Source organism: Thalassolituus maritimus, from assembly GCF_900156675.1.
Lineage (GTDB): Bacteria > Pseudomonadota > Gammaproteobacteria > Pseudomonadales > Oceanobacteraceae > Thalassolituus > Thalassolituus maritimus.
In genome coordinates this window covers 349126-366297 of sequence record NZ_FTOH01000004.1, presented here as the reverse complement: position 1 = coordinate 366297, position 17172 = coordinate 349126, and the positions used below count along the sequence as shown (strand labels likewise).

At 53.0% G+C, this 17172-nt stretch carries 14 protein-coding genes; 5 read left to right on the top strand and 9 right to left on the bottom strand.

The window, feature by feature from the left end:
* Position 1: 1 nt before the first annotated feature.
* From purH to aroQ, 6 genes are all read right to left on the bottom strand, one after another.
* Positions 2 to 1603: a bifunctional phosphoribosylaminoimidazolecarboxamide formyltransferase/IMP cyclohydrolase gene (purH, locus tag BW941_RS08535; protein WP_068440107.1), complete on the bottom strand. Its 1602-nt coding sequence runs from the start codon at positions 1601 to 1603 to the stop codon at positions 2 to 4.
* Between the two features lie 74 nt (positions 1604 to 1677).
* Positions 1678 to 1992, bottom strand: coding sequence for a DNA-binding transcriptional regulator Fis (fis, locus tag BW941_RS08530; RefSeq protein WP_068439928.1), 315 nt, complete (start codon positions 1990 to 1992; stop codon positions 1678 to 1680).
* On the bottom strand, positions 1989 to 2975 hold the full coding sequence (gene dusB, locus BW941_RS08525; RefSeq protein WP_076515153.1) for a tRNA dihydrouridine synthase DusB: 987 nt from the start codon (positions 2973 to 2975) through the stop codon (positions 1989 to 1991). The genes fis and dusB overlap by 4 nt, the downstream gene beginning before the upstream one ends.
* Positions 2976 to 3093: 118 nt before the next feature.
* Complete coding sequence (locus tag BW941_RS08520) at positions 3094 to 5493, bottom strand: DUF3426 domain-containing protein (protein WP_076515152.1); 2400 nt, start codon at positions 5491 to 5493, stop codon at positions 3094 to 3096.
* Positions 5494 to 5495: 2 nt separating this feature from the next.
* Positions 5496 to 6386 carry a 50S ribosomal protein L11 methyltransferase gene (gene prmA / locus BW941_RS08515; RefSeq protein ID WP_068443938.1) on the bottom strand — a complete coding sequence of 297 codons (891 nt, stop codon included), beginning with the start codon at positions 6384 to 6386 and terminating at the stop codon, positions 5496 to 5498.
* Between the two features lie 2 nt (positions 6387 to 6388).
* Positions 6389 to 6829: a type II 3-dehydroquinate dehydratase gene (aroQ, locus tag BW941_RS08510; protein WP_068443942.1), complete on the bottom strand. Its 441-nt coding sequence runs from the start codon at positions 6827 to 6829 to the stop codon at positions 6389 to 6391.
* Between the two features lie 181 nt (positions 6830 to 7010).
* Here aroQ and BW941_RS08505 point away from each other — a divergent pair, with 181 nt between their 5' ends.
* The 5 genes from BW941_RS08505 (at position 7011) to BW941_RS08485 (ending at position 14714) form a co-directional block, all read left to right on the top strand.
* Positions 7011 to 7688 carry a transglutaminase-like cysteine peptidase gene (locus BW941_RS08505; protein ID WP_068442666.1) on the top strand — a complete coding sequence of 226 codons (678 nt, stop codon included), beginning with the start codon at positions 7011 to 7013 and terminating at the stop codon, positions 7686 to 7688.
* A gap of 4 nt (positions 7689 to 7692) precedes the next feature.
* On the top strand, positions 7693 to 9672 hold the full coding sequence (locus BW941_RS08500; protein ID WP_076515151.1) for an EAL domain-containing protein: 1980 nt from the start codon (positions 7693 to 7695) through the stop codon (positions 9670 to 9672).
* Between the two features lie 121 nt (positions 9673 to 9793).
* Positions 9794 to 10222, top strand: coding sequence for a copper chaperone PCu(A)C (locus tag BW941_RS08495; protein ID WP_076515150.1), 429 nt, complete (start codon positions 9794 to 9796; stop codon positions 10220 to 10222).
* Between the two features lie 142 nt (positions 10223 to 10364).
* Positions 10365 to 11039 (top strand): c-type cytochrome, encoded by a 675-nt coding sequence (locus BW941_RS08490; protein ID WP_084188776.1) that lies wholly within the window; start codon positions 10365 to 10367, stop codon positions 11037 to 11039.
* Between the two features lie 45 nt (positions 11040 to 11084).
* Entirely contained in the window at positions 11085 to 14714 is a 3630-nt protein-coding gene (locus tag BW941_RS08485; RefSeq protein ID WP_076515149.1) for a hydantoinase B/oxoprolinase family protein, read from the top strand.
* Here BW941_RS08485 and BW941_RS08480 read toward each other — a convergent pair.
* The 3 genes from BW941_RS08480 to BW941_RS08470 form a co-directional block, all read right to left on the bottom strand.
* Positions 14711 to 15217, bottom strand: coding sequence for a hypothetical protein (locus BW941_RS08480; RefSeq protein ID WP_076515148.1), 507 nt, complete (start codon positions 15215 to 15217; stop codon positions 14711 to 14713). The two genes, BW941_RS08485 and BW941_RS08480, sit on opposite strands and share 4 nt — an antisense overlap.
* A gap of 100 nt (positions 15218 to 15317) precedes the next feature.
* Positions 15318 to 15821, bottom strand: a complete 504-nt coding sequence (locus tag BW941_RS08475; RefSeq protein ID WP_076515147.1) for a hypothetical protein — start codon at positions 15819 to 15821, stop codon at positions 15318 to 15320.
* Positions 15822 to 15824: 3 nt separating this feature from the next.
* Complete coding sequence (locus BW941_RS08470; RefSeq protein WP_076515146.1) at positions 15825 to 17105, bottom strand: NADH:flavin oxidoreductase/NADH oxidase family protein; 1281 nt, start codon at positions 17103 to 17105, stop codon at positions 15825 to 15827.
* Positions 17106 to 17172 lie beyond the last annotated feature (67 nt).

Here is a 17172-nt window from a genome sequence, read left to right as displayed (position 1 = left end):
ATTAGTGACGGAAGTGGCGCATACCTGTAAACACCATTGCGATACCAGCCTCGTCGGCAGCAGCAATCACTTCCTCATCACGAATCGAGCCACCCGGCTGAATAATCGCTTTAATGCCGGCTTTGGCCGCATTATCGATACCGTCGCGGAACGGGAAGAAGGCGTCCGATGCCATGACCGCACCTTCAACCTGCAGACCTGCGTGCTCTGCTTTAATTGCAGCGATACGTGCAGAGTTTACGCGGCTCATCTGGCCAGCGCCTACACCAACAGTCTGACGGTCTTTTGCGTAGATGATGGCGTTTGATTTAACGAACTTAGCGACTTTCCAGGCGAAAATCAGGTCGTTCAGTTCGGCTTCACTTGGTGCACGCTTAGTCACGACTTTCAGGTCGTCTTTGGTGATCATGCCGTTATCACGGTCCTGAACCAGCAGGCCGCCATTTACGCGCTTGTAGTCGAAACCTTCAACGCGTTCCGCAGACCATTCGCCGCACTCAAGCAGACGAACGTTCTTCTTCGCTTCTACCACGGCGATAGCTTCGGCAGAGACTTTTGGTGCGATGATGACTTCAACAAACTGACGGTCAACGATGGCTTGTGCAGTTTCGCCGTCGAGTTCACGGTTGAAGGCAATGATGCCACCGAAAGCTGATTCGCTGTCGGTTGCGTAAGCCAGATCGTAGGCTTTGCGGATACCGCCTTCATCATCAGGTACAACAGCTACACCACATGGGTTCGCGTGTTTAACGATGACACAGGCTGGTTTAGTGAATGACTTAACGCATTCCAGTGCCGCATCAGTGTCAGCCACGTTGTTGTAAGACAGCTCTTTGCCCTGAATCTGCTTAGCAGTAGCGATGGATGCTTCCGCTGGGTTGGCTTCTACATAGAAGGCCGCTTTCTGGTGTGGGTTCTCACCGTAACGCATGTCCTGCGTTTTAATGAACTGGCTGTTGAATGTACGCGGGAAGGCGTCACGTTCATCAACGCTCAGTACTTCAGCTGTCTGGTCGATGGTGCCCAGGTAGTTAGCAATCATGCCGTCATAAGCTGCTGTGTGTTCGAAGGCTTTCAGTGCCAGGTCGAAACGCAGTTTGGCCGTCAGGCCCTGGTGAGCATTGATTTCCTGCAGTACCTGATCGTAATCAGAGGCGTTTACGACGATACCAACGTGGGCGTTGTTCTTCGCTGCTGAACGCACCATGGTCGGACCACCGATATCGATGTTTTCAATCGCCAGGGGCAGGTCGCAATCAGGGCGGGCAACAGTCGCTGCAAACGGGTAGAGGTTCACAACCACCAGATCAATCGGGTTGATGTGGTGCTCGTGCATGACTTCATCATCCTGACCGCGACGACCAAGAATGCCACCGTGAATTTTTGGATGCAGCGTTTTAACACGGCCGTCCATCATTTCAGGAAATTCTGTGTAGTCTGACACTTCAACGGCCGGGATATTGTTATCAACCAGCAGTTTGTAAGTACCGCCCGTTGACAGGATTTCTACACCTGCCTGAGTCAGTGCGTAAGCGAATTCTACGATTCCGGTTTTGTCAGAAACGCTGATAAGGGCGCGTCGGATTTGTGTGATTTCAGTCATTGTCATCTTAACTAGTCGGGAAGTGAAAACGGCTGAGTATCTCAGCCGTCTGAAAACCTTTTATTGGGTGCTGCTCAGAGCATGCCGTATTGCTTGAGTTTCTTACGCAGTGTGCCGCGGTTGAGGCCCAGCACGATGGACGCTTTGGTCTGGTTGTCGCGGGTGTAACGCATAACAGTTTCCAGAAGCGGCGCTTCAACTTCTGCCAGAACCATTTCGTAGAGTTCAGATACTGGCTGGCCGTCCATAGCATCAAAATAATTCTTGAGCGCGATCTCTACGCTCTCACGCAGCGTGTGTGTGGAGTCTGCGATGGTGGTGAAATGGTTCTCGGAGTTCGCTGGTTCTGTCACTGGTTCAACCTGTCTGATAATTGCTTCTGAGCTCATGCTGCTGCTTCCTTCCTTAACGATGGGTCCCGGAAATACTCCGCAATGGATTCCATCTGTGCGGTGGGACTGTCTAATTGATTAAACTTTTTCCGGAAACTGTTACCCGGCTGGCTTTTCAGGTACCAGCTGACATGTTTCCGTGCGATGCGTACCCCTAAGTACTCACCGTAAAAATCGTAGAGAGAAACCAGATGACGCTGGAGGATGGTTTCTACCTCGTGCAGGTCTGGCGCTGCGAGTTCATTGCCGGTGTTCAGGAAATGAACGACTTCTCTGAAAATCCAGGGTTGCCCCTGAGCGGCGCGGCCGATCAATACGCCGTCGGCGCCGGTGTATTGCATGACTTCGGCGGCCTTGCGGGCATTGGTGATATCGCCGTTTGCGAACACAGGTAACGAGGTGCTCGCTTTAACATCACGAATGGTGTCGTATTCAACGGTGTTGGCGTAGCCACATGCCCGGGTCCGTCCGTGGACTGCCAGAGATACAATACCTGCTGCTTCTGCAATCTCAGCGATACGCACCGCATTACGGGAGTCAGGGCTCCAGCCGGTGCGTATTTTCAGACTGACGGGTACATCGACGGCTTCTACCGTGGCCTGCAATATATCTTTCACCAGAGCTTCATCGCGCAGTAATGCGGAGCCCGCAGCCTTATTGCACACTTTCTTCGCCGGACAGCCCATATTGATGTCGATGATCTGAGCACCGTTCTCAACATTGAAGCGGGCGCTGTTGGCCATGATTTCCGGATCACCACCGACGATCTGAACTGCAATCGGTTCCGGCTCACCCGTATGATCCAGGCGCAGCTTTGACTTACGCGTATTGCGCAGTTCAGGCTTGCCAGAGACCATTTCACCCACAACCAGTCCAGCGCCCAGTTCTCTGCAGAGCTGGCGGAACGGGCGGTCGGTGACTCCCGCCATAGGAGCCAGAACCACGGGGTTCGGTAGCGTGTAAGGGCCAATTGAGGGCATAGAAGACGGTGGCCTTCTGGTTAAAAAGTGTGCTGAAAAAGAGGCGCTATGATACTCCCAACCCCTTTGTGAATAAAGGGAAAACTGCGCATATTTTGCGCAATTTCAGCATTGACTTTTACTGGTTGGGGCGTATGTAAATCTGGCGACTGACGGCCTCAGGGCCCGGGTTAATGACTTCGATTGCTATGTGAACCGGCACGCGGGAAGGCATCAGGTCACCGGGCATGACGTCACCCGCGAGGTACTCTTTGGGAGAGAAGGTGCGCTGGGCAACAATGCGATCATTGAGGTCGCGGAACTCGAGCTCAAGATCAGGGTAAGGCTGTGCATATCCCGCGCTGTTGGTCAGCAGAGTATCGATGACTAGCGCATCGGCAATACTGCGGTGCGGGTTGAATACTGTGTTTGCAGCGCGAATCAGGCTAGTGTCCTGAATCCCCGGCAGTGTGCATCCGGCAAGGTCACAGACAGCGGAGTAGAGTGGGCGCAGCTGATCATTTTTAGCCAGGGTGTCCATGCGGAACCAGCCGACCTGTGCAACCGCGATCAAAATCATAACGACCGCTGCAAAAGACCAGAGCCCGGTATAGCTGCCTGGTTTCTGCTGTTGTTCAAGTTCCAGTGGGTCCAGTTCGGCTGTTGGTATATCGAGACTGATTCCCTGGCTGAAGTTCAGATTTCCATCAAGGGTTTCGGTTTCGTGCTGCGCTTCTGAGACGTTGGCGAACGTGGTGTCGCTTTCACGCTGTGTTGACGGGCTTTCGGGGAAGCCCGCTTCCGGATAGGCGATTTCTTCGACGAACGGCTCAGGCCCTGCGGGCAGATCCTCGTCAGAATCGTCTACATAGCTATCGAAGTAATCGTCTGTGTAGCTGTCATCCGCGAGTGCAGCGCCCATCGTATCTGCAGAACTTGTCTCTTTTGCAGATTGCTTGCCACTGTTACTGTCGTGGATATCAGTAAAAGAAAACTCTTCGCCCTGCTCGAAGGCCTCAATGGTATCCAGGTCTGGTGCTGTGAGGTCGTCTTTAGCTTCAGTTGTCGCTGGCTCCTGATTGATCAGTTCCAGCGCCCATTTGTCTTCATACTGGCTATCATCGTGCTCTTCGGGTGTAGAAGCGAGAATATCCGAGTAATCGTCTGATACCAGATCTTCGAGGTTGTTGAGCAGGCTGTCGTCGGTCTCTGTCGGAGATTTCTCGTCTTCACCGATCAGGTCAGCAAGGGTGTCACCCGGCTCCATATCATCATGGATAAGGAAATCGTCGTCATCGTCTTCCGGGGCGGGATCAGCCTCTTGGGTTGCCGGCGTTTCGTCATTGGTAAGATCGCTGATCAGCAGGTCATCGTCACTGGCTTTCTCCAACAGCTCATCCAGTGAGGTGTTGTCGTCGCTGGCTTCTGCAACGGCATCATCGAGCAGACTGGCAAAGTCGTCGTCTGAGTTCTCGGGTGCACCAGAAATAAAGTCGATCGGTGCAGGGTCATTATCCTGTTCAGGGATGAAAGGCACTTCTTGTTCTGGCACACCAGGTACTTCAGCAGGTTCGGTCGCTGGAATATTCGCAGGCGGTGCTGGTGGCAGTTCCTCTGGTACTTCAACGTCAGGCAGCGGAACTTCATCCGGTATCTGCTCGGGTGCTTCGTCCGGTAGCTCCGGCTCTGCGGGTTCTCCCTGAGGGAACTCTATTCCTGGAGAATCGTTATCGGGCAGATCAATCTCTGGTGTATCCGTCGATGGTAGCGGCGATTCTTCCGGGGTGTCGGTCGGCAGATCAGGCTGATCTGCTGCGATAATGTCTTCGATGACGTCCGGTATATCGTCAGAGGTTGCATCGGAGTCATCTAATACGCTGCTGACATCAAACGCTGTGATGTCGTCAGTTACAAACGGTTTGGTGTCTTCAGTGGGAAATTCGTCAGGCTGGCGCTCGTCTTCGTCATTATTTCTGCGGTCGTTGTCTTTGGAGGGCGCGTGAATAATGCCGTCGTCCGAAATCAGCATAGAGCCTTCAAGATCGAGCTCGTCGTCGGTGGTGTCTTCGTGATCTTCTTCTGAAAGATCAATCAGATGGTTTGCAACCGCAGACTTCTGTTGTGCCGCCCGGGATGGAGACAGGGGTTCGAATTCGAAAATCTTAGCCGTAGGCTGCTCTGGCTCTGGCTCTGGCTCTGGCTCTGGCTCTGGCTCTGGCTCTGGCTCTGGCTCTGGCTCTGGCTCTGGCTCGTCGTCGGCAAAGGTAAACGCGAACGATTGCGGGGCAGGCTTTTCTTCAGTTGTTGTCTCTTCGGCGTCTTCGCTGACTATGTCAGATACCGTTTCGGTCGCAGCGTCTTCGCTTTCAGCAGCGTTTTGTGCTCCTTCGCGCTCACCAACAAAGTAGTCGGTGGCGTTAAACACCTGCAGGCAGGAACCACAACGGACAAAGCCGTTAGCTGCTTCCAGCTGCTCATCGCCAACCCGGAAGCTGGTCTGACAATGAGGACAACGGGTTACCTGCGTAAACAACATCATTTTCAGCGTTTTTTCCCTGTAAGTACGACCCAGTCGCCTTCTTGCTCCGGTGCGTTCATATCAAACCACTGGCCGTAGCACTGACTGATGGTTTCGGCTTGCTCTGCCAGCAGACCTGAGAGGGCGAGTTTACCACCACTACGTGTCAGCCCGGCAATGGTTGGCGCTAATTGCTCAAGCGGACCAGCCAATATGTTTGCGACCATAATATCGGCCTGCAGTTCAGGCGTATTCTCTGGCAGATATATTTCATATTGGTCACGACTGATCCCATTGCGGTTAGCGTTGTCTTCTGTCGCTAACAGCGCTTGTGGATCAATATCGGTACCTGCCATATGGCGTGCGCCCAGTAGCAGAGCTGCGATGCCCAGAATCCCGCTGCCGCAGCCAAAGTCGACAACCAGCTCTCCGCCTTCCACTTCACGATCCAGAAACTTCAGACACAGTGATGTGGTTGGGTGGGTGCCGGTACCAAAAGCCAAGCCTGGGTCGAGCATAAGGTTGACCGCATCTTTCTGAGGAGGTTCTTTCCAGCTTGGACACACCCAGAGCCGCTTACCGAACTGCATCGGATGGTAATTATCCATCCATTCGCGAACCCAGTCTTTGTCTTCGAGGATCTCGATCTTGTGGCGCGGCAGCTCAGTTTTGGCTTTCAGAGAGAACACGGTGTTCAGTTCTGCACTGAGTTCAGCCGGGTCTCGTGTCGCTTCGAACAGGCCGATGACGCAGGTTTCATCCCAGACGGGTGTAGTGCCCAGTTCAGGTTCAAGAATTGGCTGATCGGCGTCGTCTTTTAGGGTAACCGACAGCGAGCCGCATTCCATCAGAGTGTCTTCAACTTTGCTGACGAGCTCGCTGTGGGTATGAATTCGGATCTGGATCCAGGACATAGTTAAGCGTTTACCTGTGTGATTGCAGCCTGAAGCGCCAGCTCGTAACCCTGTACGCCCAGTCCGCAGATGACGCCCTGAGCGATGTCCGACAGATAGGAGTGCTGACGGAATGGCTCACGCGCGTGCACATTAGAGATGTGAACTTCGATAAAGGGGATCGCAACGCCAGCGAGTGCATCGCGAATCGCCACGCTGGTATGAGTGAAGGCACCGGGATTGATGAGAATAAAGCAGGTGTCGTCGTCGCGTGCAGCATGAATCCGGTCGATGAGAATGTGCTCGGCATTGCTCTGCAACTGTTCCAGCTCATGTCCTGCGGCTTTTGCTATTGGCCCCAGTGTTTGCTCTATGTCTGCAAGCGTGGTCGAGCCATAAATATGTGGCTCGCGGGTGCCGAGCAGGTTCAGGTTTGGCCCTTGCAGAAGGAGTATGCGTGACATGGTTGTATCCAGATGCGTGTGTTTCTGCTGCGAGTTTGCCGAAAAAGCGCCGCAGCGTCCAGCGGGTGGGCATTGAGCGGCCGATTGCCGGCGAAAATGCTGGGAACGTCTATAGTTTATACAGCCCCTGATTCTGGTCTGTTGGGCATCCACTGTTCACCTGAGTCTGGCATTACTGTTAATGAAGCTGAAACGTCTGACAATCGCCTTGTCCGGAAAGCTTTTCTGGAGTTCGCTGCTGATATCAGCAACGCTGGTGGCAGACGTGAACCAGTGGGTTCCTGAGGACTTGGTTGCGCGTGCTGAAAAAGAATATGACTACAGTGCTGGTCGCCGAATAGAAGACTGGCGCCGTATGATGGAGCGGGTAGCGAATTACCCAGAAGACAGAAAACTTGAAGAGGTGAACTACTTCTTCAACAAGCGTGTACCTTTTTATAACGATGATAAGCACTGGGGCAAGATCGACTACTGGGCGACGCCCTACGAGGCATTGGGTACTAATGGCGGTGATTGCGAGGATTACGTCATTGCCAAATATTACACCCTGTCCAAGATCGGAATCGACGTCTCAAAACTGCGTATTACCTATGTTAAGGCCGTGCGACTGAATCAGGCCCACATGGTGCTGACGTATTTCCCCACCCCGGATGCGATCCCTCTGGTGCTTGATAATCTGATTAATCAGATACGCCCGGCCAGTAAACGCCCGGATCTCGATCCGGTTTACAGCTTCAATGCGAATGGAATGTGGCTCGACAAGATGAAGGGGCAGGGGATACTGTTGGGAGACCCCAACAAACTCGATTTGTGGACGGACCTGCGTGTCCGGATGAATAACCTAGGTATGGACTTATAAGCTCATGACACTCAGACAACAATTCTCTCTACTCGCCAGTCTGCTGGTCGTCGTGTTGCTGGCAGGAAACCTGGTCGTTACCGTGATCAACGGGCGAGACTACTTTGAGCAACAACTCAACGGGCGTGCGTACGACGCGGCTACCTCACTGGCGTTGTCTATGTCGCAGATTGATGCGGAAGACTCGGTGCAACAGACTCGCCTGATGGACGTACTGTTTGATCGTGGCTTCTTCGAAGACATTACTTTCGCCCGGACCGACGGTGAAACTCTGCATCGCCGTGCACGCGAAGCGTTCAGCAGCGGCGGTGCGCCCGAATGGTTCCAGAAACTGGTACCGCTTGAGCTTATTCCGGCCGAAGCCGATGTTACCCGTGGCTGGCAGCGCCTCGGGACTGTGACTGTGATCAGTCATGCAGACTTTGCGTATCGTGACCTGTGGAACATGATCAGCGCAGAAATGATCTGGTTTGCCTGGGTGCTTCTGATTGCTCTGGTGGCACTGCAACTGCTGTTGCGGCTGTTGTTCCGGTCACTGGTGCGCGTAGAGAAACAGGCGCTGGCAATATCTGAACGTGATCTTCAGGTACAGGAAAACATACCGCGCGCGCGTGAACTGCGTCGCGTCGTGGAAGCCATGAATAAGATGGTACGTAAGCTTCAGGCGATTTTTGCCGAACAGGCAGAAATGACCGAGCGCCTGCGCGAAGAGTCATACCTCGATGCGCCGACTGGCCTGCTTAACCGTCGGGGCTTTGATCAGCAGTTTGGTCACATTCTTTCACGCGATGATGAACACAGTGGTGTGCTTGTCATTATGCAGATTCAGAACTTTACTGAATTCAACCTGAATGCCGGTCGTCAGGCCGGTGATGATCTTCTGGCTCTGCTGGGTAAATCGCTGGAGCAATGGCGTACCGATTACCCACACAGTCTGCTGGGCCGTCGCGCTGGTGCTGATTTCTCTCTGTTTGTGCCATGTGCTGACCGCACTCAGGCTGACGATATTGTGCAACAGGCGTTCAGTCTGATGAGCGTGTCGGCCCTGTCTCAACGAAATGAGCTCTGTTTCCACATGGGCGCCGTGTTCCTGCAAGGGGATCAGGATGATCCTGTGGATGCCTTCAGCCGCGCTGATGCTGCATTACGTCAGGCGCAGCGTCAGCCGACCGCTAAGTATCAGTTGTATCAGCGCAGTGATTCTGAGTTTGATGAATGGACCGCCGGTGAGTGGCGTACCTTGTTGAATACAGTGCTCGAAGAGCAGAGTATTCAGCTGCAATACCTGCCTGTTATTTCTAACCACGATCAGAAACTGCTCCAGGTAGAGGTTTTCAGTCGTGTCAGCTGGCAAGGGCAGACGTTATCTGCGGCCCGCTTCTGGCCGATGGTTGAACAGCATCGACTGGCCGCGCGTTTCGACCTGGTAGTGATCGAGAAAGTGTTTCACTCAATGGATGACCTCGATAAAGACGCCGAGCCGGTTCGCTTCTGCATCAACCTGTCGCCTGCCTCGGTGCTGGATGAGAGTTTCCATCAGTCATTGGCGGAGCTTCTTGCACGTTACCCACAGCAGGCCCGCCGTATCGCGCTTGAAGTACCTGAGTTTGCACTTTATTCCGCGGAGCACGCGATAGCCCGACTCGCACTCAAGCTTCAGCCGTTTGGTGTTGATGTGGGTATTGATCAGGTTGGTACCGGTACTATGGCGTTCGCGTACCTGCAGCGCTTACCTCTGGCGTATGTACGTATTGATGGGAGCTTTAACCGGGGTGTTCACCTGGCTCAGGATCATAAGTTCTACATCCAGAGTATGGTACAGATTGCCCATAACCTGGATCTGTTGGTGCTTGCGGAAGGGCTGGAAGAGGCACCAGACGTCAATGCAGTTCGCCAGACTGGTGTCGATGGTCTGGGTGGTTATTACTTCACCCGACCTCTCGACAGCCTGGAAGATGCCGTGAGCTGGCGCCCAACAGTGTGACCTTCAGTCATCTGTGCGACAATCTGCCGCTCTGAAAACTGAAGCAAATGCCGTATCCTGATGCACCTTCTGCCCCGTGCGGGCAGAAAGGTGATATTGGTTGCAATTAAGGCTGTCTGCTATGAAATTCTGTCTGAAACGTGTGTGTGGATCTGTTCTCCTCACCGTTGCTTCATTTTCCGCTACGGCGGAGTCTGTACTTGTCCACGATCCTTATGTTCGTGAACCCGTTCCGGGTCGGAGCATGAGTGCAGCCTTTATGACACTGACTAACTCCAGTGATCAAGCACAGCGGCTGGTGTCGGTCTCTGCTCCGTGGGCCAGCTCGATAGAGATCCACACTCACCTGCATGAAAACGGTGTTATGAAAATGCGTCAGATCGAATCGCTCGAAGTACCGGCAGGCGAGAGCGTAACTCTGGAGCCCGGTGGTCTTCATCTGATGTTATTCGGTCTGAAAACGCCGCTGAAAAGCGAGCTGCCTATGACCTTTTGTTTCGATAACTCAGAGTGCGTAGCACACACAGCACGTTTATTTTCTCCGATGTGAAACAGCTTTCGTAAATACTGATCTGAATCAGTTTTCAGCGAGAAATAGACACTTAGTTATTGTTTGCCGCTGGCCATAAGCTGGCGGCCTTGAGTATGGTCGGCGCTTACGATCGTTATGCCGGAAAGAGTTGTCATTCTCTATGAATATTCGTTTTATCAATTTCAGCCTTTGTGTCCTGTCTTTGTTGCTGCTGGCGCCTTTTTCAGCCACGGCGACTGCGGAAACGCTGGCAGTAAAAGATCCGGAACATACGACTGAGTTGCTGCAGCGGTTTGATAACATCGTTGCCGACCCAGAGGCCCGCCAGAAGGCCAATGCAGAAGGGCAGGAGCGCGCGCAGTTCTGCTTTCGTTGCCATGGCAAAAACGGTAACTCTGTACGTGATTACGTGCCGAATCTCGCCAGCCAGAACCCTGCTTATCTTTTTACTCAGTTTGAGAAATTCGCCTCAGGCACACGTAAAAACTACGTGATGAGTAAACTGGCAGAAATTCTGAGCGCCGACGAGCGTGTCGCGGTGGCCGTGTACTTTTCAGATAAGCCAGTGATTCCTCGTGATAACCGGCCCGAGCCCGACATGAAGGGCCAGCAGGTATATCAATCGCTGTGCTTTGCCTGTCATGGTGATAAGGGGCACGGCAGTCATACGTACCCCCGCATTGCGGGTCAGCCCTACGAATTTCTTGAGAAAACACTGCTGAAATTCAAGCAGGGTGATGAGTCGAGAAAGAACTCTCCGATGACTGCTGTCGTCGGGAATCTGAGCGACGAAGATCTCAGGGCCGTCGCACGCTGGGTTGCGAATATGCCCTGATGGTATCATCCGCGCTGTTTAAGAATTTCAGGGGCAGCGCGGATCATGGCATCAGCTTCACAGCAGACACATTGGCAGTTCTGGGTCGACCGGGGCGGTACCTTCACCGATATTGTCGCGTTGACGCCAGATCAGCAGGTGCTGACGTATAAACTCCTGTCAGAGAATCCTGATCATTATGCAGACGCTGCCGTTGAAGGGATTCAGCGTCTTCAGGCTCGCCATCCGGATTTACCGACCGATATTTCGTCAGTGCGTATGGGCACGACTGTCGCGACCAACGCTCTGCTTGAGCGCAAAGGAGAGCCGACGGTTCTTTTGATCAGTAAGGGGCTTCGGGATCAGCTGGATATTGGCTATCAGACCCGCCCGGATATTTTCGCGACCCATATTGATTTGCCTGATCCTCTCTATGACCGTGTGTATGAAGTACCTGAACGGGTTCGCGCGGATGGAACAGTGGACTATGCGCTGGATGAAGAGGCCACTCTGGTTCAGCTTCAGGAAGCCTATGATCAAGGCTTCCGGTGCGTTGCCGTTGTTCTTATGCATGCGTATCGTCACCCAGCGCATGAGAAACGCATACGGGAAATAGCCCAACACATTGGTTTCACACAGATCTCACTCAGCCACGAAGTCAGCCCTCTGGTGAAAATTGTCCCGCGTGGTCAGACAACGGTCGCGGACGCATATCTTTCGCCTATTCTGCGTCGCTATGTCAATCAGGTTGCCGGCGCTTTGTCAGCTTCTCAGACCGTGGATCTGGAGTTTATGCAGTCCAACGGCGGTCTCGCCAAAGCCGATTTATTTCAGGGGCGGGATGCCATTCTGTCCGGGCCTGCAGGTGGTGTTGTCGGCATGGTGCGAACCGCCGAGGCGGATGGTTTTGATCGTATTGTCGGGTTTGATATGGGTGGCACGTCCACCGATGTCAGCCACTACGCCGGAACGCTTGAGCGGGAAACCGAAACCGTTGTGAGCGGTGTACGTTTACGCGTCCCTATGATGAATATTCATACGGTCGCAGCCGGCGGTGGCTCTATCGTTCGCTTTGCTGATGGCCGGTTACAGGTAGGCCCGGAGTCGGCCGGTGCTTACCCAGGCCCCGCCTGTTATCGCAACGGTGGCCCGCTGACAGTGACCGACTGCAACCTGTTGCTTGGCCGGGTAACCCCAGAGTTCTTTCCGTCCGTGTTTGGCCCCCAGCAAAATCAGCCGCTGGATCTGAAGACAGTGCAGGATAAGTTCGCGGCATTGTCAGCGCAGGTCGCTGATGCGACAGGACAAGCCTGGACGTCAGAGCAGTTGGCTGAAGGTTTCCTCAATATCGCTGTAGAAAATATGGCGGCAGCGGTGAAGAAAATATCTGTGCAGCGTGGATACGATGTTCAGGATTACGTACTCAGTGCGTTTGGCGGAGCAGGTGGTCAGCACGCGTGTGCCGTTGCCGCAGCTTTAGGAATCAGCAAGGTATACCTGCATCCGATGGCAGGGGTTTTATCGGCCTACGGTATTGGCATCGCCGATCAGCGCTGGCTGGGTGAAGAGGCGGTTGAGAAAGAATTGTCTGTGGCTGAAACAGAACTTAATACTCGTGTGAGAAAGCTTTTAGCAACGAGTCCGTTGGACGGCGACTACACGGTACGTGTTTACCTGAGGTACGAAGGCTCGGATACGCCACTACTGGTCGATTGGCAAAATGCGGTGGAGGCTAAAAAGGCGTTTGAAATACAGCACAAACAATTGTTTGGGTTCATATATCCAGAAAAAGCGCTACTACTTGATGCGTTGCAAGTAGAGGTCACTGTAAGCGGCGAGACACTGCCTGAAGCTAGCTTACCTGACGTATCTGTAGATGACGTAAAAACCCGCAACGCGATTCAGTTATACGTTCAGGGAAGTTGGCATCAGGTCGATGTTTATGATCGATCCGACTTACCTGAAGGCTATAAAGGCTTCGGCCCATTATTGTTGACTGATCAGAACTCAACACACTTTATTGAACCGGGCTGGCACCTTGAAGTGCTCGCAAGCGGCGCGCTTGTTCTTGAAAAACGAACCAACGAAAAAGCAGTTCAGGAAGAGGCGATTAACGCGCCTGAAATTAAGAAAACTGCAGCAAACTACGACCCAGTGACGCTTGAGATATTTAATCACCTGTTTATGTCAGTCGCTGAACAAATGGGTTTTGTCCTCGAAAAAACAGCCAGCAGCGTGAACATTAAAGAGCGTCTCGATTTTTCGTGCGCTGTCTTTGATCGTCAGGGCGAGCTGGTGGCCAATGCACCACATATTCCCGTTCATTTGGGTTCCATGAGTGAAAGTATTCATGTCGTGATGCGTGAGCATAAAGATATGCAGCCGGGTGATGCCTTCGTATTAAATACCCCATACAACGGTGGTACTCACTTGCCGGACGTGACTGTGGTGAAACCCGTATTTATTGACCAGGGTGAATGCGCTGACTTTTTCGTCGCGGCACGCGGTCACCATGCTGATATTGGAGGCATTACACCGGGCTCTATGCCCGCTTACAGTCAGCATATCGAAGAGGAAGGTGTACTGTTAGATAACTTGGTGCTTATGCGAAGCGGAGTATTCCAGGAGTCTGCACTTCGTGAAGTACTTTTATCTGCAAAATATCCAGCCCGTAACCCGGATCAGAATATTGCCGATCTGATGGCTCAGCTGGCGGCCTGTGAAAAAGGCGCAGAAGAACTGAAGCGACTTTGTCAGCAGTATGGAGCAGCGATGGTTCATTCCTACATGATCTATGTGCAGGACAACGCTGAACAGACATTGCGGGATTGCCTGGCTGATTTGCCATCGGGAAGTTTCAGCTATGACATGGACGATGGGACGCGCTTTAAAGTCTCGGTCGATGTTGATAATAAAAATCGCACCGCATTGATTGATTTTAAAGGCACCGGATATCGCAAAGGCCAGCCAATGCACCCTGGCAACTTTAATGCACCGACGTCGGTGGTTAAGGCGGCTGTTCTCTACAGTTTCCGCGTACTCGTTAATAAGCAGATGCCTCTGAATGCAGGGTTTTTCCGACCATTGGAAATCAGAGTACCTGACGCGTCGATTATTGCGCCGGAATATCCGGCTGCTGTGGTATCAGGCAATGTCGAGACAGCTCAATACCTGGTGGATTGTTTAATGGGGGCGCTTGGTTTGATGGCTGGCGGGCAGGGAACCAATAATAATTTTACGTTCGGTAATGAGCGCTATCAATATTACGAAACACTGTGCGGTGGAGCGGGAGCAACAGAAGACGGGGCGGGGGCAAATGCAGTGCATACGCACATGACCAACTCCCGCCTTACAGACCCTGAAATTCTGGAGCAGCGCTACCCCGTTGTACTCGACGTCTTTCATGTTCGCCAGCTAAGTGGCGGCCGCGGAGATCATGCTGGTGGAAATGGCGTTGAGCGTCATATTCGCTTCCTTGAACCCATGACCGCCAACATCATCAGTGGCCATCGTTCGGTGCCTACGTTTGCATTGAATGGTGCTGGTGAAGGCAAAACCGGTGTCAACTTCGTACTACGTCATACTGGCCAGATAGACTGGCTGGAAGGTTGCGCCGCGACGGACGTAGCGGCGGGCGATACTTTTTGTATCCATACACCGGGTGGTGGTGGTTGGAATAGCCAAAGCAGTTCTTAACGTGTTCCTCGGCAGGTTTCCGGCACTTGAGCGGCGACGAAGTAGTAGCCTTGCCAGATCTGCTGGTCGCCTTTGAACGCAAAAAACTGCACAGCCTGATTGCTGTAACAGGCGCGGAATTTAATGCCACGTGTGGAATACCCTTTGATGCTGGCGACTGCCAGCTCAGGGAGCTCTTCTGCGTTCACGTAGTAAAAAGTAGCATCGGTAAGTTGGTTTACGAAGCGGCGGTCTTTTTGCAGAGGCTTACACTGCTCGGACGAGGTGGCTCTTGAAATAACGGTTATCGAGCGGCTATGTTCCTGATCAGAGACCTGGTGCAGAGTGAACTCATCGCCTATTTTCAGATTTTCGTTGTGGATGGCGAGGCAGCTGCCAGTTACCCAGCCAAGCTTTTCGGCCACCTCGTTTTTGCGTTCAGGAGAAACGGTGACACAGCCCGAAAGAAGCGCGCTGAGTAGAGCAGTGATAAGTAGAGCGGTGGTCACAACCTGGCGTGGCATAGCGAATCCATAGCGACTTGAAACAGGCTCCCCACTATACAGTAATTAACCTGGCAATAGAGAGCACGACGTTGTAAAACGCTACGGCGTTCGGGCGAGGTTAAATCGCCCGGATAACCTCGAGAAAGGTCTCTGGTTCGGGGCGTACACGATAGTTATCTGTTTCATGGGTCCAGACAACAGTTCCTTGTTTGTCGGTGAGCGTGAATGCTGGCAGAGGCTTGCCCACCGTGAGAGACTCGCTCTTCAGGCGGCCGTAGCGGGAGTACCAGTAGACGTATAAAAGAAAACCTACGTAGCTGATCAGGGCTAGGCTCAGTGGAAGCCAGCTGTCGCCTGATGAGCCCCAGGCAGTCAGAGCGACGCCAGCGGCAATCGGCACATGGGCCTCGGGCAGATCTGCACTGGTGCGCGCCATCACGGGTTTGACCATTAAAAATCCGATAACGAGAGCCATAGGCGCGGCCGATAAGAGCACGCCAGCCCACGTCAGAACATCATGACCTTGCAACAGTTGCCAGGCTGCATAGGCTGCGATCACAGAAGCAACGGCCAGATAAATAGAAACGTAAGCGGCTTTTAAGCGGTTGAGCAGTACTTTCATCGGTCAGGCTCGTAGACGACCAACGCGGTTGAACAGGCCACGGTAGGTCATCAGCCAGAGTACGTCGATCAATGACCAGAAGCCCTGATCCTGACGACGTGGTGCTTTTCCTTTGCCCATACGATGCAACTGGCGTTCGTACCAGGAGACTTCCATCAGAGCCATTTTGTCGATCATTTTGACACCGGTTTTGATAGGACGCACCACGCTGGTGAAATCTTCACCGCTCAGAATACGTTTTACCAGATCGGGTTCAACGCACAGTGGACGACCCAGGCCGACGAGATCGCATGCGCCAGATTCTACGGCAGCGGCCATGCCTTCTGATGTGCGGAAGCCTCCGGTGACCATCAGAGGGACATCCACTTTACTGCGCAGCATTTCAGCAAACTCAAGGAAGTAGGCTTCGCGCAGCTTAGTAGATTCTTTGACTGGCTCGTCTTTACCCAGCTTTTTGTTGTGATGCTCGCTGCCCTGAGCCATTGCAGGTGTTTCGTACGTGCCGCCTGAAATTTCGATCAGATCAATGCCGAGCCCAGCGAGGGTGGTTGCAACGGTCGCTGCATCATTCTCATCAAAGCCACCACGTTGAAAGTCTGCGGAGTTCATTTTAATGCCGATGCTGAAATCTTTTCCTGTCGCATCACGCATCGCTTTGTAGACTTCGACAACAAAGCGCATACGGTTTTCTATCGAGCCGCCCCAGTGGTCTTCACGTTGGTTATGGTGAGGGGACAGAAACTGGCTGACCAGGTAACCATGTGCGCCGTGAATCTGAACGCCGTCGAACCCGGCTTGTTTGGCTAGTGCAGCGGCATTAGCGAAGCGCTTGATGCAATCCTGAATGTCGTCTTCGGTCATCGCTCGCGGCGTACCGAAGAAGGCCTGCATCTCTTTGCGAAATGGAATGGCACTCGGTGACATCGGATCTTTATTAAGCATCTTCGGTGTCTGCTTCCCTGGATGGTTGAGCTGCATCCAGACAAGGCCTCCCTGAGATTTGGCGGCCGCGGCCCAGGCTTTGAGCATATCCATATCGCGATCGTCTTCCAGAACGACATTGTTAGGCTCACCCAGGTGACGACGGTCGATCATAACGTTGCCGGTAAAGCTCAGGCCGGTACCACCTTCGGCCCAGCGCTGGTAGAGTTTCGGTAGTGCTTTGGTCACACGCAGGTCGACGCTACCCAGAGTTTCACTTAAAGCAGATTTCGCGAAACGATTCGGTACAACACTGCCGTTTGGAAGCGTAAGTGGCTGTCCGAGGGTCTGGCTGGCGTTCATGGTTGGCTCCTGTGAATGACCAAGTTGAGAAACAGCCTGCACTATACGGTGAAGAGAACTGTAAATT

Bases quoted from the DNA above. Each gene is read 5' to 3' on its own strand.
- BW941_RS08470 (WP_076515146.1), bottom strand. From the start codon at position 17,105: ATGAACGCCAGCCAGACCCTCGGACAGCCACTTACGCTTCCAAACGGC.
- BW941_RS08485 (WP_076515149.1), top strand. From the start codon at position 11,085: ATGGCATCAGCTTCACAGCAGACACATTGGCAGTTCTGGGTCGACCGG.
- BW941_RS08480 (WP_076515148.1), bottom strand. From the start codon at position 15,217: ATGCCACGCCAGGTTGTGACCACCGCTCTACTTATCACTGCTCTACTC.
- purH (WP_068440107.1), bottom strand. From the start codon at position 1,603: ATGACTGAAATCACACAAATCCGACGCGCCCTTATCAGCGTTTCTGAC.
- dusB (WP_076515153.1), bottom strand. From the start codon at position 2,975: ATGCCCTCAATTGGCCCTTACACGCTACCGAACCCCGTGGTTCTGGCT.
- BW941_RS08520 (WP_076515152.1), bottom strand. From the start codon at position 5,493: ATGATGTTGTTTACGCAGGTAACCCGTTGTCCTCATTGTCAGACCAGC.
- BW941_RS08500 (WP_076515151.1), top strand. From the start codon at position 7,693: ATGACACTCAGACAACAATTCTCTCTACTCGCCAGTCTGCTGGTCGTC.
- aroQ (WP_068443942.1), bottom strand. From the start codon at position 6,829: ATGTCACGCATACTCCTTCTGCAAGGGCCAAACCTGAACCTGCTCGGC.
- BW941_RS08505 (WP_068442666.1), top strand. From the start codon at position 7,011: ATGAAGCTGAAACGTCTGACAATCGCCTTGTCCGGAAAGCTTTTCTGG.
- prmA (WP_068443938.1), bottom strand. From the start codon at position 6,386: ATGTCCTGGATCCAGATCCGAATTCATACCCACAGCGAGCTCGTCAGC.
- BW941_RS08495 (WP_076515150.1), top strand. From the start codon at position 9,794: ATGAAATTCTGTCTGAAACGTGTGTGTGGATCTGTTCTCCTCACCGTT.
- BW941_RS08490 (WP_084188776.1), top strand. From the start codon at position 10,365: ATGAATATTCGTTTTATCAATTTCAGCCTTTGTGTCCTGTCTTTGTTG.
- fis (WP_068439928.1), bottom strand. From the start codon at position 1,992: ATGAGCTCAGAAGCAATTATCAGACAGGTTGAACCAGTGACAGAACCA.
- BW941_RS08475 (WP_076515147.1), bottom strand. From the start codon at position 15,821: ATGAAAGTACTGCTCAACCGCTTAAAAGCCGCTTACGTTTCTATTTAT.